Genomic DNA, 20,076 nt, shown 5'->3' with positions numbered 1-20,076 from the left:
CGCAGTGCCTGCCTACGGGAAATTTGCTTATGTATACGACGAGCTGATGGCGGACATGCCTTATCCAGACTGGATTACATTTGTCGAGACAGCCTGGAGTAAATACGGCAAGCCGCTGACGGTAGCGGAGCTGGGCTGCGGAACGGGAGCAATCACGATTCCGCTGGCAGGAGCCGGCTACCGGATGACGGGCATTGATCTCTCGGAGGACATGCTAGCCGTTGCTCAGCGCAAGATGGAAGATCATCCACAGGGCCGGCGTTTTCTTAGAGAGGGAAGTGTTCGTTGGGTCAATCAGAATATGAAGGCCTGGGAACTGCCTGAGCCGGTGGATTCTGTAATTTCATTCTGCGATTGTTTGAACTATGTCGTGGAAGAGGAAGATATCCGCGCCGTCTTCGCTCGTACCTATGCTGGATTAAAGCCGGGAGGAACGTTCCTGTTCGACGTCCATCACCCGAATACGCTGATCCGCTATGAGGAAGAACAGCCTTTTATTCTGGATGAGGAATCAGTATCCTATATCTGGACTTGTGAGCTGGATGTACCAAGACGCGAGATTGAGCATCACCTCTCCATTTTTGCCCGTGAAGAAAGAGGTAATGGTTTGTACCACCGATTTGAGGAGACTCACATCCAGCGTGCTTACGAACCGGAATGGTTAAAGGCGGAGCTGCGCAAGGCAGGTTTCTCCAGCGTGGAGACGTTCGCTGATTTTGAATGGGTTGAGGCGGATGATGATGCCCAGCGGTTATTTTATATTTGTGTAAAATGAATGGGTTGGATGGCTCACTGATTTAGTCTAGGGGCGGGGAGTTCGCTGAACTGGGGCGCTGCGGGCCGGAGGTTTCTTACGATCGCTGTTAAAGTCCGATTTCTGATTGTAATAAGAGATTATAGGGTGAAATCGGACTTTAAAGGCGAACACTATCGTTTCTCCAGAATTCCTCCGGCCCTTCGCTCTGTTCGAGCGACAGGGCACCACCCCTAATCTCAACAATGAGCCTCAGGGATGGCAGCAGTCTATGTGATTTTCGCAGGCGGCTGCCTTTTCTTTTTGACCGAATCCGTTTGTGGCCCCTTTCATGGCCCCTCCTTGAGTCACGGAAGAGGTTCTCTGTTCAACCGCGTTGTTTTCCGCGCTGCCCCCATATTGCTCTCCGCGACTCCCCCCGTCTTACTTCTCTCCTGCCTCGCTAATGCTGAAATAAGTGCATTTTTGTACCTTAATTTGGCCGGAAAGAAGGCGGGAAGAAGATTAAGGACATTTTTGTATGTTAATTCTTTCGATGGAACGTATTTTAAGGATAAAGTGGAGAAATAAGGTACAAAAATGCTCTTAATTTCCTTTTTTCTCTAAAATGATGGATATAAGGTACAAAAATGTCGTTATTTTAAGTATTGGCCAGAGGTTATCCTTCCAGTTCAATCTGTTTCTAGAAGTTACCTCCCCGGTTCGCCTGGTTACAGTATAAATTCCCATAAAATACATAATAACCTATAAACCCCATAAATCCAAAGAAATCAAAGAAACCAAAGATACCGGGGATATCAGAGAGACCAGAGTTACTGTAAAAACCACAGAAGCCACCAGCCCCACAAGCCCACAAGCCCACAAGCCCACAAGCCCACAAGCCCACAAGCCCACAAGCCCACAAGCCCACAAGCCCACAAGCCCCACAAGCCTCATAAACCCCTCGGCGCAAAAAAACCGGACCACCGTGCTTTTAGACACGAGCGGTCCGGTATCCTTCAACCAATTACCGGTGTTCAAACAGATCGATGGCGCCGAGCACAATATGCGCCAGACCAAACCCAAGCACGCCGGTTGCAGCCATCTTATACTTGCTGCCTAGAAAAGCAGCACTAGAAGCAGTAACTACGGTTCCAAGAACGGTGGGAATCAGACCTTCACGCATATGAAACACTCCTTCTCGGTGGTTTGAAAGACAGAATTAGTGTGGGTAGAGGGAGCGCCAATTATACAGGGTCCTGACTGGGGATGAATGGAGAAGACAAGGCAGAGAAGGGCCAAAGAAGGAGGAAGAAGAGAGAGAACGGGCTGAGAACGGGCTGAAAAGAGACAGAAGAGAACAAAAAAGGCTATGCCTACTTGAAGGGGATAAATCTTCCAAGCGGGCGTAGCCTATTTGAATTTTTAAAACTTAAGGAATGTATTGCTGAACGATGGAAGTGATTACGCCATCTTTGATCGTGAGGTGATAAGGGAACTGGCTCAGATCCAGATTGTGATTCTTGGCAAATTGTTGCGTGAATTCCTCTAGGCTGATCTTCTCGTTCCAGTGAATATCAATATCCTCCAGCTTGCCGGTACGGTCATAAATCTGCATGGTCACGGTTGCGTCAGGCGCTATCCGGTAGGTGGTGAGTGTAGGACTGTCGTTCACGATATAATATCCGTCAGGCGTTCCGCCGAGCTCTGCTGCGGCTTCCGGCTCTCTTTGGGCGAAAATTTTATCAGCTTCGGCACCTTGATACCATTCAATCTCATCAGTGATTGCCGATAATACACCTTTGTTTGAATGAAGAGAATGAATATACACGGTTGTATGCTGAACGGTGTCACCGCGGCCTTCCGCGCTGGCCGAGGTTCCGACTGTACTTGCCGATGTAATGAGGGACAGGAATAATAGGATGACAACGGGCAGGACATAAGCTGACTTTTTCTTGAACAATGAAATCTCCCCCTTGGCTTGATACACAGTGTAAGATTAATTACCCCTTGGGCTGTTAATCAAACGAGTATTGTACTACTAATAACGATGAAATGGTGGAAAGGTTGCAAATATTTTTGGGCTACTGCAAAAAAAGTGAATAGTCCCCATTCATAGTAAACGAAGGCTGCTCCGGGCATATTAGAATATCCAAACTTGAGGCTGGGAGTGACCGGAAAATGGCTGGAATTATCACTATCTACCGTAACGATTGGCGCAACGTCTTCAAGGTACCGACGGCAGTTCTGCTGATTGCTGCGCTTGTTGTGCTGCCTTCCATCTATGATTGGGTGAATGTAGCGGCTGTGTGGGACCCTTACAGCAATACCTCAGGGATTAAGATAGCAGTAGCTAGCCAGGATGAGGGGGCTTCCGTGGATAACAAGAGCTTCAACATCGGCGAGGAGGTTCTGGAAAGTCTGCATCATAATACGAGTCTGGGCTGGACCTTTATGGATGCAGAGCAGGCTAGGCATGGGGTACAGCGAGGAGATTACTATGCCAGTGTCGTTATTCCCAAGGACTTTTCCAGCAAGATGGCCGGGATTCTGGAAGGCCGGCTAAACAAGCCGGAAATCGAATACACCGTGAATGAGAAGATTAATGCGATCGCTCCCAAAATTACGGCTAAGGGTGCGTCATCCATCACGGCCCAGATTAGCGAGCATTTTACCGCTACCCTCAGTGAAACGGTGCTGACGGCCCTCGGCAGGATCGACCGCCAGTTTCAGTCTGAGCTGCCCGTGATCCGCAGAGTGGAGAAGGGATTGTTCCTGCTGGAGGATAACCTGCCGCAGATTGAAGCCGCCGGGAGAACGGTGCTGAAAATTCATCAGGAGTGGCCGCAAATTCACCAGTCAGCAGAGCGGCTGGCGACGCTGGAGCAGAAGCTGCCAGAGGTCGAGAGAGCTGGAACGGCGCTAGAAACGGTCGATGCCCATTGGCCGCAGATTAGTGAAGCGGCTGGGCATTTGACGGAGCTGGAGTCCAAGTTACCGGAATTGGAGCGGGCAGCGAAGCTTGTCAGCGGACTGGATGAGCATTTTGATGACGTGGCCGGGGTGCTTAACAAGGCGAGCGTGGATCTGGAAAATGGGAGGAAAATCGTGGATGCAGCGATGAAGGCGCTGCCACAGGCTGACAAGATTGCCGCTGCCGGAAGTGCCTTTGGTCAGCAACTGCAACAGTTTATCGAGAAGAACAACGCCGCCCTTGCGGCAATTCCCCCTGTGATCAAGCAGAATCTGTACTTGCTGGACCAGACGGAGGATGCTGTCGCTCAGCTCGCAGAGGGCTTGAAGGCCGGTACGCTGGAGACAGCGGCTGCGCTGAGCGCGCTTAATAGTAATCTGGCCCGGCTTGCGGCTGGGAAAAATGTACTGGACCGCACGATCTCGCTATTGAATTCACTGGATGAACTGTCGTCTGGAAATGCGCTTGCGGCCGATGTCCAGGCCCTGGAAGGGGTCCGAGACCAGTTCGCTGCGCAGTCTGCCCTGGCCGGCAGTCTCGCCTCAGCACTGGAAGCCGGTAGCGAGCCGGATGCTGGTAGGGTGCAGCAGCTCAGCACCGGAACGGGACAGGGATCAACGGCGCTTGGCCGGCTGATCTCCCGCTTCGAGACGCACACGCTGCCAGGCATTCAGAGCGCACTGCAGCCGCTGACTGCGGCTGCACAGGACGCGGCGACCCGGCTCCGGGAGGTGCCGGGTCGCCTGCCCGCACTGGCCGCCATCCTGCAGGATGCAGCGGCGGCCATACAGTACGGGCAGGAGGGCTTGGCGGCGCTGCAGAAGGATCTGCCCGCCATCAGGGCGGCCGTCCATACGTCGGCCGCCGGGATTGCGGATAAGATGCAGCGCTTCAGCGCTTTTGTCCGCGACGTCCTGCCGCGGATTCAGCAGGGGCTTCCCGCCGCTGGGCAGCGAATCCATGAAGCGGCGGATTTTGCCCGCCACGATCTGCCAGCGGTGGAGCAGAAGGTCCGCAAGGCAGCGGACCTGATCCGCACCGGGCTGCCGAAGGCGGACAAGGGGGTGGAACGCGCAGCGGAGCTGGTGCGGGACGATCTGCCGCTACTGGAGACCGCCATCCGCAAAGCGGCGGCGACGATTCGCCAGATCAAGCAAGATGTGAATCTGGAGCAGATTGCGGATCTACTTGGGGGCGATATCAAGTCCAAAAGTGATTTTTTGGCCAATCCTGTAATCCTTAAGGAGAATAAGCTGTATCCAATTCCGAACTATGGATCGGCCATGACCCCTTTTTACGTAGTATTGTCCATATGGGTGGGCGGAACGCTGTTGATTTCGCTGCTGCGCACATCTGTGGAGACGGAGGGCATAGTTTATAAGTCGTATCAGCTCTACTTCGGACGGCTGCTTACTTTTCTCACTGTAGGTATTTTACAGGCGCTGGTGGCCGCACTCGGTAATATTTTTATCTTGCATTGTTACGTCGCCGACAAGTGGTGGTTCATCCTGTTCGCGATGCTGATCAGTATCGTATTCGTGACGATTGTCTTCACCTTTGTCTCCGTGTTTGGCAATATCGGCAAGGGGATTGCTATTGTGTTCATGGTGCTGCAGTTTTCCAGCTCCGGAGGGACTTTTCCGATCAGCACCACCGGTCCTTTTTTTCAGGCGCTGAATCCGTTCATGCCATTCACCTATGCGATTAGCTTACTGCGGGAAGCGGTTGGCGGCATACTGCCAGAGGTGGCTATTCGTGATGCTCTGTATCTGGTTGGCTTCGGCCTGATCGCTCTTGTGCTGGCCCTGACACTTAAAAAGCCGTTAGAGCGGTTCATTCACAAGGCCGCAGAACAGGCGGAGAAATCAAAGTTGATTTCCTAAGAATATAGAAAAAAGAAAAAAATTTTCAACATCTTAAAGATATCTTTGAAAACTCAACCATTTTATTGACCTGTGTAATATTTACATCTAATATATAGGTATAAATGATCTTTAATTCTAATATATGGGTTTGGAGGTGGTGTTTGTTTGAATCCAGAGACCACAATCCGGGCGGAGTTGGACAAGTATCTGAGAGACAACGATCTTACGGTGAGCCAATTCTCCAAAATATCCGGGATTCATTCCGGCACGCTCAGCAGACTTGTCAGCGGTAACCGTCCGATTGCCATGCAGCAGCTTGAGCGCATCACCTCGGGGATGGGACTTGGCGCAGGCGCCTTGTACGATTTATATGTGGATGAATGCTTCGTACATTCTACTCCTAACTGGCGGCGATTAGGCCCCTTTCTTCATCGTTGTGCTGACTTGAACAGACTGGAGTGTATCCGGAAGATAGTCGCTAATCTGATGGATAATTTGATGTATGCCCAGGTATTATTTGAAACGGCTGAAGACTTTTTTAATGATGACAAATATGAAGCTGCTGCAATTTTGTACGAAAGCGTGGCCGAAAGTGAGAAGTATCAGCATTCCGAACGGCTAGCATTATGTCAGTACCGGCTGTTCAAGATATCGCTAGGATATGACCAGGATGCTAATCTGCGGGCTGCGGTATATTTTGAGTATTTTGTCGAGCGGTTGGATGAGAGCGATCAACTGGATGCGCTGCGGGATTTGGCGAATATCTACACCTCACTGCACCGCTGGAGCAATGTAGATTCTCTGGCTAAGCGAATGGGAGAAAAGGCATTCATTCAATATGAGAACAAATATGATAAAAATATCAGCCGCACTGAGCACAAGAAACCTGAAAAACCGCTGTGCTTTTATATCTTGTACTCCTATTTATTAAGAGCAGCGGTCAGCCATGAGAATGGTGACTATGAGCAGGCCATGCGGTATGCAGCACTGTATTCTGATTCTAGCTGGATACGCGAAGATAGTGAAGAAGCCAAGTGGATTATGGAACAGTTCAAGGAATGGGCTGTAGCCAATACATATCTACACCGTCTGATGAATGGGGAAGTTGAAATCCTTTCAGAATACGTGGCGTATATAAAAACTAGGGAAAATGAAGTTCTGCCAGCTTTTATCAAAATTATGCAAGCAGCGAACCGTATCGGGTTCAATGCAGATGAGGTTATCACACAGTTCCAATCTCACTTAATGTATAAAGAACACCGTAGCAAATTGGGGAAACTTAGTATGCAAGTCATGTCAGATAAATATACTAATCTTTTATGTGAACTGGCGACCTACTATTTACGAACCAATAGATATAAAAAAAGTGTCTATTATATATTAAAAAGTTTGGAACTTTCTGTTAAGATAAATAATGACAGCTGTGTGATTCAATGTGTTGGATTATTTGAAGAAATCCGACATCTAACAACAAGAGAAAATCAAGAGAAGTACAAAAAATTAATAAGTGAGGTGCAAAGACTTAATGAAAAGAAAAATGAGTATGTTGCTGGTTGTTTTTAGCGTGGCTCTGACCGTTGCGGTTCCTGCCTATGCTGCAGATGTTAATTCTAGCCAACCATCTATCAAAATTCTGATTCATGGAACTGGTAGCTAAGAAATTATACTTAGGCATAGAAGAGCATTAGTATACTTATAAAGTAAAGAAAGAATCTCTGCTTAACGTAGAGATTCTTTTTTTATTGGCTCAGCCTCATAGTCAGGCTACTCTTCGTTCGAATAAATCAGCGACACTTGATGACTGTTCAAGAACTCGATCCATTCTTCGGACGGTTTCTGGTCGGTAACAATATAATCGATTTTATCAAAATTCAGCAGCTTGATGAACGCAATCCGGTCAAATTTGGTATGGTCTACGAGGAGGACCACCTTATTGGCTTGCTGCTGCATAAGCACCTTCAGCTCGCTTTCCGCTTCATTGGAATCACTGACTCCGCCTGTCATGGACAACGCCTTGCAGCTGAAAACGACCACATCCACATTGTATTTCTGGATGGTATGCGAAGCATTCGGGCCGACAAAGGAACTGGTCTCCGGCCCCAGTGTACCGCCTGTGGAGATCAGCTTCTGCCCGGAATGCTGAAATTCGGACAACACTACCAGCGAGTTGGTGATAATCGTCAAATTGCTCTTCACTTCGATGATCCGGCGCAACGCCTCAAAGGCCGTCGAACTGGTATCCGTCATCACGCTGTCGCCATCGTTGATGAGATCCAGCACGTTGTCTGCGATTAGCCGCTTGGCTTCAATGTTGACCTGATGCCGGTTGGCATAGGAGGGGTCTTCATTGGTATGGGCGTTCAGGATTGCGCCGCCATAGTTTTTCTTGGCCAGACCGTCCCGGTCTAACTTGTCCAAATCGCGTCGTATCGTTTCCTCAGACACCTGAAACTTCTGTGCCAGGTCCGCAACATGGACTTTTCTGTTCCGGTACAGCTCTTTAATAATCAGGTCCCGCCGTTCAAATGCTTTCATCCGTTCACTCACCTTTTTCAATATCTCTATCTCCTAGTTTACTACAAGGATTATAAATGCAAAAGAATTGTAATGAAATGAAAAACCACATTCGATATATATAATATCACATAATACCACATTAATGTTTCGGTTAACTGTGGTTTTTATGTTGACTTAAGCGTTTACACCTTTTATGATGAAGAAGAAATGATTGTTGGCTGAAGTTGCAATGATATAAATTCGATTATTTAACCAAACATAATGTGATGCTGAGGAGGAAGTACAGTGGCAGCTAAATATCCGAAGATTGGGATTCGTCCGACCATTGATGGCAGAAGACGCGGGGTACGTGAATCGCTGGAAGTACAGACCATGGGAATGGCGGAGCGGGTGGCTGAGTTTTTACAACAGAACTTAAAATATCCCGACGGCTCGCCCGTAGAGTGCGTTATTGCTGATACTACAATCGGTGGGGTTAAAGAAGCGGCGAATGCCCGCGATAAATTTGCTGTAGCAAATGTAGGGGTGTCGATCACTGTGACGCCTTGCTGGTGTTATGGTACGGAAACGATGGACATGGATGCAACGATTCCGCATGCGGTGTGGGGCTTCAATGGAACCGAGCGTCCAGGTGCGGTGTACCTTGCGGCTGTATTGTCCGCTTATGCCCAGAAGGGCATCCCGGCCTTCGGTATCTATGGAGAGGATGTGCAGGACTCCGGCAGCGAAATCATCCCGGATGATGTGCAGGCCAAGCTGCTCCAGTTCGCCAGATCGGCACTGGCGGTAGCGATTATGAAAGGCCAGTCCTATCTCTCGATGGGTTCTGTCTCCATGGGGATTGCTGGCTCGATCGTGAACGAGCAGTTCTTCCAGGACTACCTTGGCATGCGTAATGAATATATAGATATGTCTGAATTTGTACGCCGCATAGAAGAGGGCATTTATGATCCGAAGGAATACGAGCGCGCATTGGCTTGGGTGAAGGAGAATTGTGCCGAAGGTGCAGATAACAACCCGGCGCATCTGCAGATCAGCCGTGAAGAGAAGGATAAGCAATGGGAGACTGTTGTAAAAATGACGCTGATTGCCCGTGACCTCATGGTCGGCAATTCGGAGCTTGAGGCACTTGGTTTCGCGGAAGAAGCGAATGGTCACAACGCGATTGTGGCTGGATTCCAGGGGCAGCGCCAATGGACAGACCACTTCCCGAACGGGGACTTCATGGAGACGATTCTGAGCTCGTCCTTTGACTGGAACGGCAGACGCGCACCTTATATGTTGGCTACAGAGAATGACAGCCTTAATGGTGTAACGATGCTGTTCAACTACTTGCTGACGAATACAGCGCAAATCTTCGCTGATGTCCGTACATACTGGAGCCCAGCGGCGGTGGAACGTGTGACCGGCCATAAGCTTGCAGGTGAGGCAGCAGGCGGTCTATTGCACCTGATTAACTCCGGTTCGGCGGCGCTGGATGGAACGGGTGAACAGACCATTGATGGTCAGCCGGCGATTAAGCCATTCTGGGAGATTACAGACGAGGAAGCGAAGATCTGTGTCGAGAAGACGGAATTCCGTCCGGCGTCGCAGGAGTATTTCCGCGGGGGCGGCTTCTCTACCGACTACCTGACCAAAGGCGGCATGCCGGTAACGATGGCGCGTCTGAATCTGGTGAAGGGTCTTGGGCCGGTTCTCCAGCTTGTCGAAGGCTACACGGTAGATCTGCCAGAGGATGTGCATCATACGCTGGATCAGCGGACCGATCCGACTTGGCCGACTACTTGGTTTGCACCAAAGCTGACTGGCGAGGGTTCATTCAAAACGGTATACGATGTGATGAACAACTGGGGCGCGAACCACGGGGCCATCAGCTACGGCCATATCGGTGCAGATTTGCTGACACTGGCATCCATGCTGCGTATTCCGGTAAGCATGCACAATGTGGCTGAAGAACATATCTTCAGACCGCGTGTCTGGTCGCTCTTCGGCACAGAGGATCTGGAAAGTGCAGACTACAGAGCCTGCCAGAACTTTGGCCCGCTCTATTAAACTTCGGAATAAGCAGGTGGTAGGAAGATGAGCGAGATTCAGAGACTGCTAGCAGTGGATCTTGGCGCCAGTTCCGGCCGGGTCATGCTGGGTAGTTATGACGGTTCCACGATTCAGATCGAGGAGATTCACCGTTTTGACAATACACCGGTACAGGTACAGGGCCATCTACACTGGGATGTGCTGAGACTATTCCACGAGATTAAGCAGGGCGTGCGTGAAGCTGCGCGGGTATATGGCAAACTGCTGTCGCTAAGCGTAGACACGTGGGGTGTGGATTACGGATTTATCGATCACCGGGGGCAGCTTCTGTATGCGCCACATCATTACCGGGATCAGCGGACGGTTCCGCACCGCTCCGGTCTGGAAGAGCGTCTTCCGCCCCGGGAACAGTTCGCTTTGACCGGCAATCAGCCTGCGCTGATCAATACTGTCTATCAACTTTATGCAGATTTGCAGGACAATCCATCTCTAGCGGAATCGGCTAGAACAATGCTGCTGACGCCCGATTTGTTTCACTATCTGTTCTCCGGTGTAGCGGCTGCGGAAAAGTGTATCTGGAGTACTAGCGGGTTGGCAGATGCAGTAACCGGTGAACCTTCACATGAGGTCTTTAAGACTCTGGACCTGCCGATCTCGCTGATTCCTGAACTTGTCGCCGAGGCTGGAACGGTGCTGGGTGAGGTGACACCCGCTATTCAGGAGGAACTGGGATTGGGCGCTATGAAGGTGATAGCAGGCGCTTCTCATGATACGGCCTCGGCTGTAGCTTCTATTCCTTATGCTGATAAGGATGGGGCAGCGTTCATCAGCTGTGGTACCTGGTCCTTGGTGGGCAGAGAGAGCGAGGGTCCGGTAATTACTGACCAGAGCTATGCGTACGGCTTCACAAATGAGGGCTGCTATGGTGGTACGAACCGGGTGCTGAAAAACATCACCGGATTGTGGATTCTGCAGGAGTCTCAGCGTCACTGGGCCGCATCGGGTCAGCGTATCGGTCATGCCGAGCTGGCGGAGCTAGCTGCAGAGGCTGGCCCGGCCGTCGCGATTATCGATCCTGACGATCCATTGTTCTCCACCCCAGGCGATATGCCGCAGCGAATCGTTGAATACTGTCGGAGAACACAGCAACAGGAGCCGCATACTCCTGGGGAGACGGCTCGCGTCATTGTGGAGAGTCTTGCTCATACTTACAGTTGTGCGATAGATGACCTTGAGGAAATCACAGGCCGGCCCGTACGTGTTATTCATATGGTTGGCGGGGGAATTCAAAATCGGCTTCTCTGTCAGCTCACGGCTGACCGAACCGGCCGGGAAGTCATTGCAGGGCCGGTAGAAGCCAGTGCGATCGGGAATATGGTAACTCAGCTGTTGGCACTAGGTGTGGTGGAACTATCTGCGGTAAGCGAGCTTATCGCGCACTCCAGCACACTGATAACCTATCAGCCAAGTAATAGTAAGAATCCTGCGCGGTGATAGCGTCGACCGATGTTTTAGGATCCAGCACTAATGTTGATTTTTTGAACATATACAACACATGGATAAGAGGAGAGATTATCGTATGGAGAATCATGAACAGCAGTTGCGTCGCCAGATTTGTGAGATTGGGAAGAACCTTTTCAACAAGGATTTTGTAGCGGCTAATGACGGCAATATCTCGGCACGCCTGTCGGCCACCGAAGTACTGGCTTCTCCAACCGGCGTCAGCAAAGGCTATCTGGAGCCTCACATGCTGGTCAAAGTGAATCTGCAGGGCGAGATTCTGGAGGCAGCCGAAGGCTACCGTCCTTCTACGGAAGTAAAGATGCACCTGAAGATTTACAATGAGCTGCCGGAGATGAACGGAGTCGTGCATGCTCACCCACCATATTCCACTGCTTTTGCCATCAAGGGAGAAGCACTGGATAAGATGCTGATGCCGGAATCCGTTATTGCGATGGGTGACATTCCGCTGGCAAAGTACGGTACGCCTTCTACCAATGAAATTCCAGACTCCCTGGAGCCTTTCCTGGGCAAGAAAACGGCAGTGTTGCTGGAAAGCCACGGCGCGCTGACCTGGGGCAAGGATGTTATGAGCGCGTACATGAACATGGAGCGCTTGGAGTTCACCGCTAAGCTGACCTTCCTGACCCGTATGATCGATGGGGAGCGGGAATTGCCGCAGCACCGGATTGACGAATTGATCGCATTGCGGTCTTTCTACGGCATGTAATTTGGAGGTTGAATTCCTATGTTGAAGAAGATTCCCAAGCTGCTGTCGCCCGAACTGGTTCGCGTACTGATGGAAATGGGCCATGGCGATGAAATTGTGCTGGCGGATGCCAACTTTCCGGGGCATTCACATCACTCCCGGGTTATCCGGTACGACGGGATCGGCATTCCAGAACTGCTGGATGCGATTCTAGAATTGTTCCCGCTAGACCACTATGCTGAGCATCAGGCTGCATTCATGTCTGTGGTACCGGGTGATCCTACCGTTCCGGTAATCTGGGAGACGTATAAGGAGATCTTGGCGAAGCATGATGCAGAAGCCGTGATTGGTCATGAGGAACGATTCGACTTCTACAGCCGCTCGAAGCAGAGCTACGCCGTTGTAGTCACTGGTGAAGAAGCGCTGTATGGCAATGTGATTTTGAAAAAAGGGGTTGTCCGCTCCTAAGCTAAGGAAGTTAGTATAACATACAGAAGAAACCGTTCCTTGCAGGAGAAGCTGGCGCATGTAGCTGCAGCTCACCTGTCATAGGTACGGTTTCTTTTTTGTAGACCAAGCGGCTCTATTTTATATTCCTGCGCTTCTGGTCTTCTTGAACTTGATTGCCATCGTAATGAGTTGAATCACAAAGATTAGTCCTATGATATAAACTAGATTCTGTGTGCCTTGTTCCCAGATGGTGGTAATGACTTGAAGAGCATCGCTACCCTCCGAAATAAAGCCGGACTGATTGATTTGTGTCAAGAATTGCGGGTTCCAGATGTTATGGCTGGAGAGGATGAACAGAGCTACAATGAACTCGAATGCACTGACTAGCGTGCTGAGGATGATAAGAGAAGGAGTCCAGCGTCCGGTAATTATTTTCAAAGTTTCTCTCAGAACGTTCGTGGCAAAAGCAATCCAGATCCACGGCAGGAAGCTGCGAAATACCTCTACATTAAACAGGGGCACGATGAGATGTGAACCGTTATCCTGAAGGAACCAGATCCCGAATAGTTGGAGATTGAAGAGGAACAAGAATGCAAAGATTGCAGTAAAGATGATATTGAAGATTGGGTCGGACCGTTTGATCGTTAGCTCCCGGGAAGGAAGCTGCGGTAGCTGCGAGGGAGTCCAGGAATGGTCGGAACGACGCTTGAGCTGATCCTTGTGAATTCCTTTATATTCGACCAAAGCAAAAATAACGGTAACCCAGGCAAAGGCCTGAAAGAAAGCCAGCAGAATATCGTTAAAATAGTCTCTTAAATGCTGCGACATATGGGATGCATCGGACAGGCTGTCCACGGCAAAGCCGACGGCCATGGCAATGGCTACTGCGGAGAATACGACCCGAAGCACGGTCAGATAGGTGGAAAAAAGCTCCGGACCGATCAAATACCGCCCGGTTCCCCGGTATTTATCTGCTAATGCCTCGGGATCTCCAAGCTCAAGCAGCACGGCTTCGACTTCTTCCTTGGTATGACTGCCGGGAGAAGAGCGTTCTTCCAGCATATCTTCTATCAAACCTTCAAGCTCTTTCTCGATGTCAGTTCGCTGCGACTCGGGCAGCCTTCGTACTACCGCATGAATGTAGCGTTTAATCAGTTCCACGGTTGTTCCCTCCATCAATCAAAGTGTCCATACTGTCTCTCATGCTTCGCCATTCTTCACATAGCCTGATGTAGACCTCTTGCCCGGCTGGACTTAGGGAATAGTATTTGCGGGGGCGGGTCTCATTGGTATCCCAAGCGCTTTCCAGCAATCCTTGCTTCTCCAGTCTGCGTAAGAGCGGGTAGAGGGTGTTCGGATCGACAGTTACACCCTTTTCTTTCAGTACAGTAACTAGGGAATAGCCATACTGGGGCTGGGTTAACTGGCTGAGCACACCGATGATAATCGTTCCGCGCCGCAGTTCTTGCACCAGTCCGCTTACTGTTTCCTGGATATCCATGATGTGCATCAACTCCTGATTGCATTATACTGTGTGACGCACACTATTACAATATGAACAATATCATGATTTATAAAATAAAAAACTTTGAATGAAAATCATTTTTTCCATTTATAGCAAGCTAAAGATGGGTTACACTGGAAAACAAGTGCTACCCCTAGTACAAGAATGTTGACATCTTTCTGGGAAAGGTCTCCGGTTGTACCGGGTGTTTTGTTCTGTTCCAATGCAAAATAGGCAATCCTTGACGAAAAGTTTCTCTTTTTCTCCGAGACGGATTCTTTATACTGACCGTATAACAAGAACCCGGAAGAGGTGAGAGGATTGTCTACAATCCCCAAGCTAGAAAACTATCTCCGCTATACGATTGCTACTGCTCTTTTTCCGCTGACATGTACTCAGGCGTTGTGGACGCAGTATGACCGCTACCGATACAAGCCTGCCGGACAGCACATCAGCATCGGTTCCCGTGAACTTCATGCCCATGTTACGGGAAACGGAAAAACGACCATTGTCATGGAGGCCGGAATGGGCGGAAATCTGCTGGATTGGTCGTTAGTGCAGCCGGAGCTGTCACGTGACGCTACGGTTGTTACCTATGATCGTGCCGGACTAGGCTGGAGCGAAGGCTCTGACAAGCCTGCCACCTGCCAGCAGTATGTTGACGATCTCCGCAGCCTGTTAGCTGCCTTGGAGCTGCAGCCTCCGTATGTACTGGTAGGGCATTCCTTCGGCGGGATGGTGATGAGGCTGTTCGCTGCAGAGTATCCGGATGAAGTGAAGAGCTTGATTCTCGTGGACGCCGTCCATGAGGGCCGATATCTTGCAACTGATATGTTGGAGACAGGACAACGCAACAGGGATAGCCTGAATCAGTTGAGACTAGGCTATCTGCTGTCTCCGACTGCGATACCCAGATTGGCTGGCCGTCATATCGGCTCGCGTCGCTTGCCACCTCCTATGCTGGAGCAGGTCAAGGCTGCCGGATACAGAAACAGCGCATACAAGGCGATCTATGCTGAGCTGTTGGATGCACACGAAAGTGCCTTGCAATTGGCTACAGCTGAGCCGCTACGAGTAGATTTGCCGATTGTTGTGCTGAGTGCAGGGCAGCAGGATAAAGAGTGGCACAGGGGGCAGCTTCAGCTGGCCGAGCTTACATCCCGCACCCAACATATTGTTGTAAGGGATAGCTGGCACTCCATTCAGATTTACCGACCGGATGTCGTTATTGACGCTATACGAAGTCTATTATAGTAAAAGCGCATCTACTTGAACTGGAAGAAAGACTGCTGCAACCAGCGGTTCGTACATCGGTAGAAGAACTCTCAGCATTGCTCGCGGATGATTTTATTGAATTTGGCAGTTCGGGCAACGTGTGGTACAGGCAAGAAGGGCTCAACGAGAATGGGATTGGTGTAGTAAATATGACTTTGAGCGATTTTGAAATTCATTCATTATCCGAGAATACGACATTAACAACGTACAGGATATTTAATGAGCATAGACAGCAGTATTCCTTACGCAGTTCTATCTGGAAATTCAGAGAGGGCAGATGGCAGATGTTCTTCCATCAAGGTACCCCTGTCCTTAAATAAATTAAAAGTTCACAAGGAGATCTAATATGACACCTAATTATGAAATTACTTATGGAAGTCAGGAAGAATCGGAATACATCAGGCGAAAGTTGATTGAATTTAATGCGAAGAACGTTCCGGAAGCGTTAAGTTCCCGTTATGAAGAAATTAATCTAAGCGTCAAGGATGCGCACGGTACGGTGGTCGGCGGGATGCTGGCAGTACTCTGCTGGAATTGGATCGAGGTAGAAATATTATGGGTTGAAGAATCGATGCGAGGGCAGGGCTACGGTAAACAGCTGCTGAACCGAATTGAGGATATCGCCAAGGAGAAGGACTGCACGTTCATCAAGCTCAACACGTTCAGCTTTCAGGCTCCGGATTTCTATCCCAAGTATGGTTATAGGCTAATGGCCGTTATTGAGGATGCACCGCTGGGCAGTCAGCATTATTATTACATTAAGGAGCTTACCACAGACTGATGGAGATGGTATGCTTCTCAGATAAAAAGCCTCAGCGGTTGTTATGACCACTGAGGCTTGCTGTCTATCTACGGACACTTTGCAGGGTTCCACCGCGGGTTCCGTTAGGGCGTCCATCAGGCACAATGATCGCCCTAGAGTGGCAAATCGCGCCGGCGGAACAAGGCGATGCCGAGGCTGAAGGCGGCCAGGCCCACCAGTAGCAGGACGGCCGAGACCAGGCCGACCTGTGTACCGTCCTTCACAATCTCGCCAGGGCGATAGAGTGTGAACAAGGTCAAATACTTCACCCAGCTCAGCTGGTCGCTGATTTTACCTAGCAGATCCAGGGTGAAGAAGCCGAAGGTGATTCCCCCTGAAATACCGAGCGCTTTCTTCTCGTCGTTCGACACGCTGGAGATAAGAAAAGAGATCCCGCCGATGGCAAAGAAAAGCAGGAAGGCAACGGTGTTGAGATCAAGGAAGCGCCCGGCGTTAAAGTCGTAGCCGTTCCCAAGGAACCAGAACACCCCAAGGAATCCGGCGCCAGTTGTTGCGGCCACGATAACCAGCAGGGCCGTAATCAGGACAAGCGCCTGTGTTAGCGCCACCTTGCTTCGGGTCGTCGGTGTGGACAATAGGTAGGCCATGGAACCGCGGTCCACGAGTCTGGCCATGAGCCCAGTGGACATTTGCACACAGAGAATGGATAGCAGCAGGACAAGAATAAGGCCATAATACTCGCCAGAGATGAAGGCTTCGGCGCTGGAGAAGCCGCTGTTTAGTCCGAAGGCGTTGCCTACGCTCTCTGGCATAGCACTCACTAGATCATTTATGGCTTTCATATTGTTCGCTAAGGCCGGATAGAGCCAGATAATCAGCAGAATGTAAAAAGCAGACCCGAAGGCATAATTCAAAATTCCCTTCAGGTTGACCTTTATCATTTCTTTATAGAGTGGAAGGTTCATCGCGCTTGCCCCTCCCGTTCATAATAATTCATAAAAATATCCTCTAGGTTCTGGGTGAATACATCTAAGCTGCGAATACTGTATTTCGCCGTTTCCCGGATGAACTGATCATAATTCCCTTGTACCGCCACTCTTACCCGGCTCCCGTCACGGGACTCCACGTGCAGACTTCCTTCGGAACAGAACCTGTCTGCCTCGTCGCTGTGTTCAAACACTACATCAAACAGCTTCCGCTGCATGGATTGCAGCTCGTGAATATTCTTGACAGTGATAATCCGGCCATCCTTGATGATGGCAGCCCGGTCACAGGTGCGCTCAATCTCCTGAAAGCTGTGCGAAGACATCAGGAAGGTGGTTCCGGCGGCCTTTTCCTCTAATACGAGTTCTATAAATACCTTCTGCATCAGCGGGTCGAGGCCCGAGGTTGGTTCATCCAAAATCATAACTTCCGGACTGTGCATGAACGCGGCGACGATACCGACCTTTTGTTTCATCCCTTTGGACATTTTGCGGATGGGTGTCCCTGCATCAAATTGCAGACGTTCGATCAGGGCGGAGCGCTTCGTGAAGTCCTTCAAGCCCTGCATTTTCGCCATAAAATCAAGAAAGCCCTTGCCTGTCATCCCGTCTATAAAAGCAATCTCTCCCGGCAGATAGCCGATATGCTTCTGAACACTTCCTTGCGCCTTCCAGACATCCAGACCGGCTACTGTTGCAATCCCCCGATCAGGCTTCATGAAACCCATAATATGCCGGATGGTTGTGGATTTCCCTGCGCCATTCGGCCCGAGAAACCCGAAGACCTCTCCTTTCCTAACGGAGAAAGATACATCTGTAATTCCCTTGCCATTGGCAAAACGCTTTGTTAAGCCTTGCACAGTCAGCATGGCGACACCTCCACTGTCCTGTAGAATGCAAATAATGAACTATTATTGGGAATATATTTCATATATTATATACGTATGAACGGTTTTGAGAAAAGATCTGCGCTGATTAAGGAGAAAATTACAAACGCAACGCTTGAGATGCTAAAGACCTCGGAGCCGAAGCGGATGCGGATTGCCGATATTGCCAAGGCTGCGAACGTCTCACAAGTGACGCTATATAAGCATTTTGGCAGCAAGGAAGAGCTGCTGAGGGAAACTCTCAAGCACCTAGTGGAGCAATCTACGCGTGAATTCGAAGCTTTTATTCATCAAGAGCCTTCTATGAAGGAGATCGTTCAGTATATCCTTGGGATGAAGAAAGGAACCTATACCATACTGCGTCCAAGTCTGGTGCAGACATTGATGATTGATGATCCGGAAATGTTTCAGTACTTGCAGGTACAATATGCCGAACGAACGCTTCCGCTTATGTTAAGGATGGTAGAAGAGGGACAAGCACGCGGGGAGATTTCCTCTAAAGTGTCGGCCAACGCCGTACTAATGTATATGCAGATGTATATGAAAAGTATGGAGGAGCTCTTGGAGCAAGCTAAGGTGGAGGAGAGCCTGGATACCTTTATGGAAGAGACGCTCCATCTGTTTTTCTATGGTATTTTCGGAAGGGAAGCAGAAGAGTAGGAGCATTGACTTCAGCACTATAACTGTAGGGAAACACGGTTGCCTTAAGCTCTCTGTATTTAAGCGAGTCGCCTGAACCTTCTTTCTGAAGGATTGGGCGGCTTTTTGGTATACCCATTATTTCTGTACGAAATGACCCACCTGAAAATTAGTAACTCTACCTTGAATGAGATGCCTAGTTTCAAAAATATGAACCGTTTACAATTAATCACGTAAAGAGGTTTTTTTTGGAGGTGCATAAGTGATATGAAAGCCAGTACACAAATTACTATGGAATCAAGCTCACCTAATGCGAGAAGGGAAGGATGGAAAGCGATATTCAGAAAAATTTATAGGCAGCGATACCTTCAAATTATGGCTTTGCTTGGTATAGCGTGGATGATCGTATTCAATTATATACCTATGTATGGAATTATTGTCGCGTTTAAGGATTATGACATCATTTCTACAATTGCAGAAGCTCCATGGGTTGGTTTGGAGCATTTCAAAGAATTTTTGCAGGATGATGCACTAGTCGAGGTCATTCGCAACACGCTTGGTATCAGTTTAATTAAACTGATTGTTGGTTTTCCCTTACCGATCATATTCGCTCTGTTACTAAATGAAGTTCGGTCTGTTTTCTTTAAAAAATCAGTTCAGACTATTACTTATCTTCCACACTTTCTGAGTTGGGTTGTTCTAGGTGGGATTTTGGCAACTTGGCTGTCTGATGTAGGTGTGATTAACAAAATATTAATGGCTATGAATGTTATTGATGCCCCGATAAGTTATCTGGCGGAAGCTAAATACTTTTGGACAATAATCATTGCATCTGACATTTGGAAAGAACTCGGATGGTCGGCGATTATCTATCTTGCAGCTATTAGTGGTGTTTCCCCTGAAATGTACGAAGCTGCAACGATAGATGGTGCAGGGAGATTTCAAAAAATCCTTAATATTACGCTTCCGTCTATCATGGGTACTATTTCCATCCTATTTATTCTAGCTGTTGGTGGTGTATTGAACTCAAATTTCGATCAAATTCTGGTACTCCGCAATCAGCTTAATGCAAGCGCAAGTAATGTTGTCGATATCTACGTCTATCAAACGGGATTGAATGAAGGACGTTACTCGTATTCAACAGCCGTTGGTCTACTGAAAAACGTTATTGCTCTTATGCTTTTAGTCGGAGCTAACTCTGTAACCAAAAAGCTTAATAATACTTCACTATTCTAGTATCTTG

General features: G+C 49.2%; 19 protein-coding genes. 12 read left to right on the top strand and 7 right to left on the bottom strand.

The genetic code is table 11. The features are described 5' to 3' along the window. Positions 1 to 4 precede the first annotated feature (4 nt). Positions 5 to 775, top strand: a complete 771-nt coding sequence (locus AC3Y23_RS16305) for a class I SAM-dependent DNA methyltransferase (RefSeq protein ID WP_379201231.1) — start codon at positions 5 to 7, stop codon at positions 773 to 775. Positions 776 to 1,760: 985 nt separating this feature from the next. Here AC3Y23_RS16305 and AC3Y23_RS16300 read toward each other — a convergent pair. Both AC3Y23_RS16300 and AC3Y23_RS16295 read right to left on the bottom strand, forming a co-directional pair. Further along, entirely contained in the window at positions 1,761 to 1,919 is a 159-nt protein-coding gene (locus AC3Y23_RS16300) for an asparagine synthase (RefSeq protein WP_379200744.1), read from the bottom strand. A gap of 246 nt (positions 1,920 to 2,165) precedes the next feature. Continuing rightward, on the bottom strand, positions 2,166 to 2,696 hold the full coding sequence (locus tag AC3Y23_RS16295; RefSeq protein WP_379200742.1) for a hypothetical protein: 531 nt from the start codon (positions 2,694 to 2,696) through the stop codon (positions 2,166 to 2,168). Between the two features lie 218 nt (positions 2,697 to 2,914). Between AC3Y23_RS16295 and AC3Y23_RS16290 the strand changes: the two genes are divergently transcribed. Both AC3Y23_RS16290 and AC3Y23_RS16285 read left to right on the top strand, forming a co-directional pair. Beyond that, positions 2,915 to 5,590 (top strand): YhgE/Pip family protein, encoded by a 2,676-nt coding sequence (locus AC3Y23_RS16290; RefSeq protein WP_379200740.1) that lies wholly within the window; start codon positions 2,915 to 2,917, stop codon positions 5,588 to 5,590. Between the two features lie 147 nt (positions 5,591 to 5,737). After that, positions 5,738 to 7,135, top strand: a complete 1,398-nt coding sequence (locus AC3Y23_RS16285; RefSeq protein WP_379200737.1) for a helix-turn-helix domain-containing protein — start codon at positions 5,738 to 5,740, stop codon at positions 7,133 to 7,135. Between the two features lie 201 nt (positions 7,136 to 7,336). On the opposite strand, the gene AC3Y23_RS16280 is transcribed toward AC3Y23_RS16285, so the two are convergent. Continuing rightward, on the bottom strand, positions 7,337 to 8,119 hold the full coding sequence (locus tag AC3Y23_RS16280; RefSeq protein WP_379201229.1) for a DeoR/GlpR family DNA-binding transcription regulator: 783 nt from the start codon (positions 8,117 to 8,119) through the stop codon (positions 7,337 to 7,339). A gap of 255 nt (positions 8,120 to 8,374) precedes the next feature. Between AC3Y23_RS16280 and AC3Y23_RS16275 the strand changes: the two genes are divergently transcribed. The 4 genes from AC3Y23_RS16275 to fucU all read left to right on the top strand — a co-directional run bounded on the left by AC3Y23_RS16275 (position 8,375) and on the right by fucU (position 12,800). Then, positions 8,375 to 10,141 (top strand): L-fucose isomerase, encoded by a 1,767-nt coding sequence (locus tag AC3Y23_RS16275; RefSeq protein WP_379200735.1) that lies wholly within the window; start codon positions 8,375 to 8,377, stop codon positions 10,139 to 10,141. A 27-nt stretch (positions 10,142 to 10,168) separates the two neighbouring features. After that, a complete protein-coding gene (locus AC3Y23_RS16270; RefSeq protein WP_379200733.1) occupies positions 10,169 to 11,617 on the top strand; it encodes a rhamnulokinase in 1,449 nt (482 codons plus the stop codon). A gap of 85 nt (positions 11,618 to 11,702) precedes the next feature. Beyond that, positions 11,703 to 12,353, top strand: a complete 651-nt coding sequence (locus AC3Y23_RS16265) for a class II aldolase/adducin family protein (RefSeq protein ID WP_379200731.1) — start codon at positions 11,703 to 11,705, stop codon at positions 12,351 to 12,353. Positions 12,354 to 12,371: 18 nt separating this feature from the next. Next, positions 12,372 to 12,800 (top strand): L-fucose mutarotase, encoded by a 429-nt coding sequence (fucU, locus tag AC3Y23_RS16260; protein ID WP_379200729.1) that lies wholly within the window; start codon positions 12,372 to 12,374, stop codon positions 12,798 to 12,800. 120 nt (positions 12,801 to 12,920) lie between these two features. Here the strand turns inward: fucU and AC3Y23_RS16255 are convergent, their stop codons facing one another. Both AC3Y23_RS16255 and AC3Y23_RS16250 read right to left on the bottom strand, forming a co-directional pair. Then, the gene (locus AC3Y23_RS16255) at positions 12,921 to 13,943 is read right to left on the bottom strand and encodes an HAAS signaling domain-containing protein (protein ID WP_379200726.1); all 1,023 of its coding nucleotides are present in this window, start codon (positions 13,941 to 13,943) and stop codon (positions 12,921 to 12,923) included. Then, positions 13,930 to 14,283, bottom strand: a complete 354-nt coding sequence (locus tag AC3Y23_RS16250) for a PadR family transcriptional regulator (protein ID WP_379200724.1) — start codon at positions 14,281 to 14,283, stop codon at positions 13,930 to 13,932. Before AC3Y23_RS16250 ends, AC3Y23_RS16255 begins: the two co-directional genes overlap by 14 nt. A 315-nt stretch (positions 14,284 to 14,598) precedes the next feature. Here AC3Y23_RS16250 and AC3Y23_RS16245 point away from each other — a divergent pair, with 315 nt between their 5' ends. The 3 genes from AC3Y23_RS16245 to AC3Y23_RS16235 are packed head-to-tail and all read left to right on the top strand — an operon-like array spanning position 14,599 to position 16,342. After that, entirely contained in the window at positions 14,599 to 15,540 is a 942-nt protein-coding gene (locus AC3Y23_RS16245) for an alpha/beta fold hydrolase (RefSeq protein WP_379200722.1), read from the top strand. Further along, positions 15,534 to 15,881, top strand: coding sequence for a nuclear transport factor 2 family protein (locus AC3Y23_RS16240; RefSeq protein ID WP_379201227.1), 348 nt, complete (start codon positions 15,534 to 15,536; stop codon positions 15,879 to 15,881). The genes AC3Y23_RS16245 and AC3Y23_RS16240 overlap by 7 nt, the downstream gene beginning before the upstream one ends. Before the next feature lie 26 nt (positions 15,882 to 15,907). Continuing rightward, positions 15,908 to 16,342, top strand: coding sequence for a GNAT family N-acetyltransferase (locus tag AC3Y23_RS16235; RefSeq protein WP_379200720.1), 435 nt, complete (start codon positions 15,908 to 15,910; stop codon positions 16,340 to 16,342). A gap of 134 nt (positions 16,343 to 16,476) precedes the next feature. Here the strand turns inward: AC3Y23_RS16235 and AC3Y23_RS16230 are convergent, their stop codons facing one another. Together AC3Y23_RS16230 and AC3Y23_RS16225 are read right to left on the bottom strand one after the other, a co-directional pair. Next, positions 16,477 to 17,289: a DUF2705 family protein gene (locus AC3Y23_RS16230; RefSeq protein WP_379200718.1), complete on the bottom strand. Its 813-nt coding sequence runs from the start codon at positions 17,287 to 17,289 to the stop codon at positions 16,477 to 16,479. Beyond that, on the bottom strand, positions 17,286 to 18,176 hold the full coding sequence (locus AC3Y23_RS16225; protein WP_379200716.1) for an ABC transporter ATP-binding protein: 891 nt from the start codon (positions 18,174 to 18,176) through the stop codon (positions 17,286 to 17,288). The genes AC3Y23_RS16230 and AC3Y23_RS16225 overlap by 4 nt, the downstream gene beginning before the upstream one ends. Before the next feature lie 75 nt (positions 18,177 to 18,251). Between AC3Y23_RS16225 and AC3Y23_RS16220 the strand changes: the two genes are divergently transcribed. Beyond that, on the top strand, positions 18,252 to 18,854 hold the full coding sequence (locus tag AC3Y23_RS16220; protein WP_379200714.1) for a TetR/AcrR family transcriptional regulator: 603 nt from the start codon (positions 18,252 to 18,254) through the stop codon (positions 18,852 to 18,854). Positions 18,855 to 19,124: 270 nt separating this feature from the next. After that, entirely contained in the window at positions 19,125 to 20,069 is a 945-nt protein-coding gene (locus tag AC3Y23_RS16215) for an ABC transporter permease (protein WP_379201225.1), read from the top strand. Positions 20,070 to 20,076: the final 7 nt, after the last annotated feature.

Source organism: Paenibacillus sp. MAHUQ-45 (genome assembly GCF_058133325.1).
The sequence above is the reverse complement of the archived record's forward strand: the minus strand, read 5'-3'. Positions and strand labels throughout refer to the sequence as shown.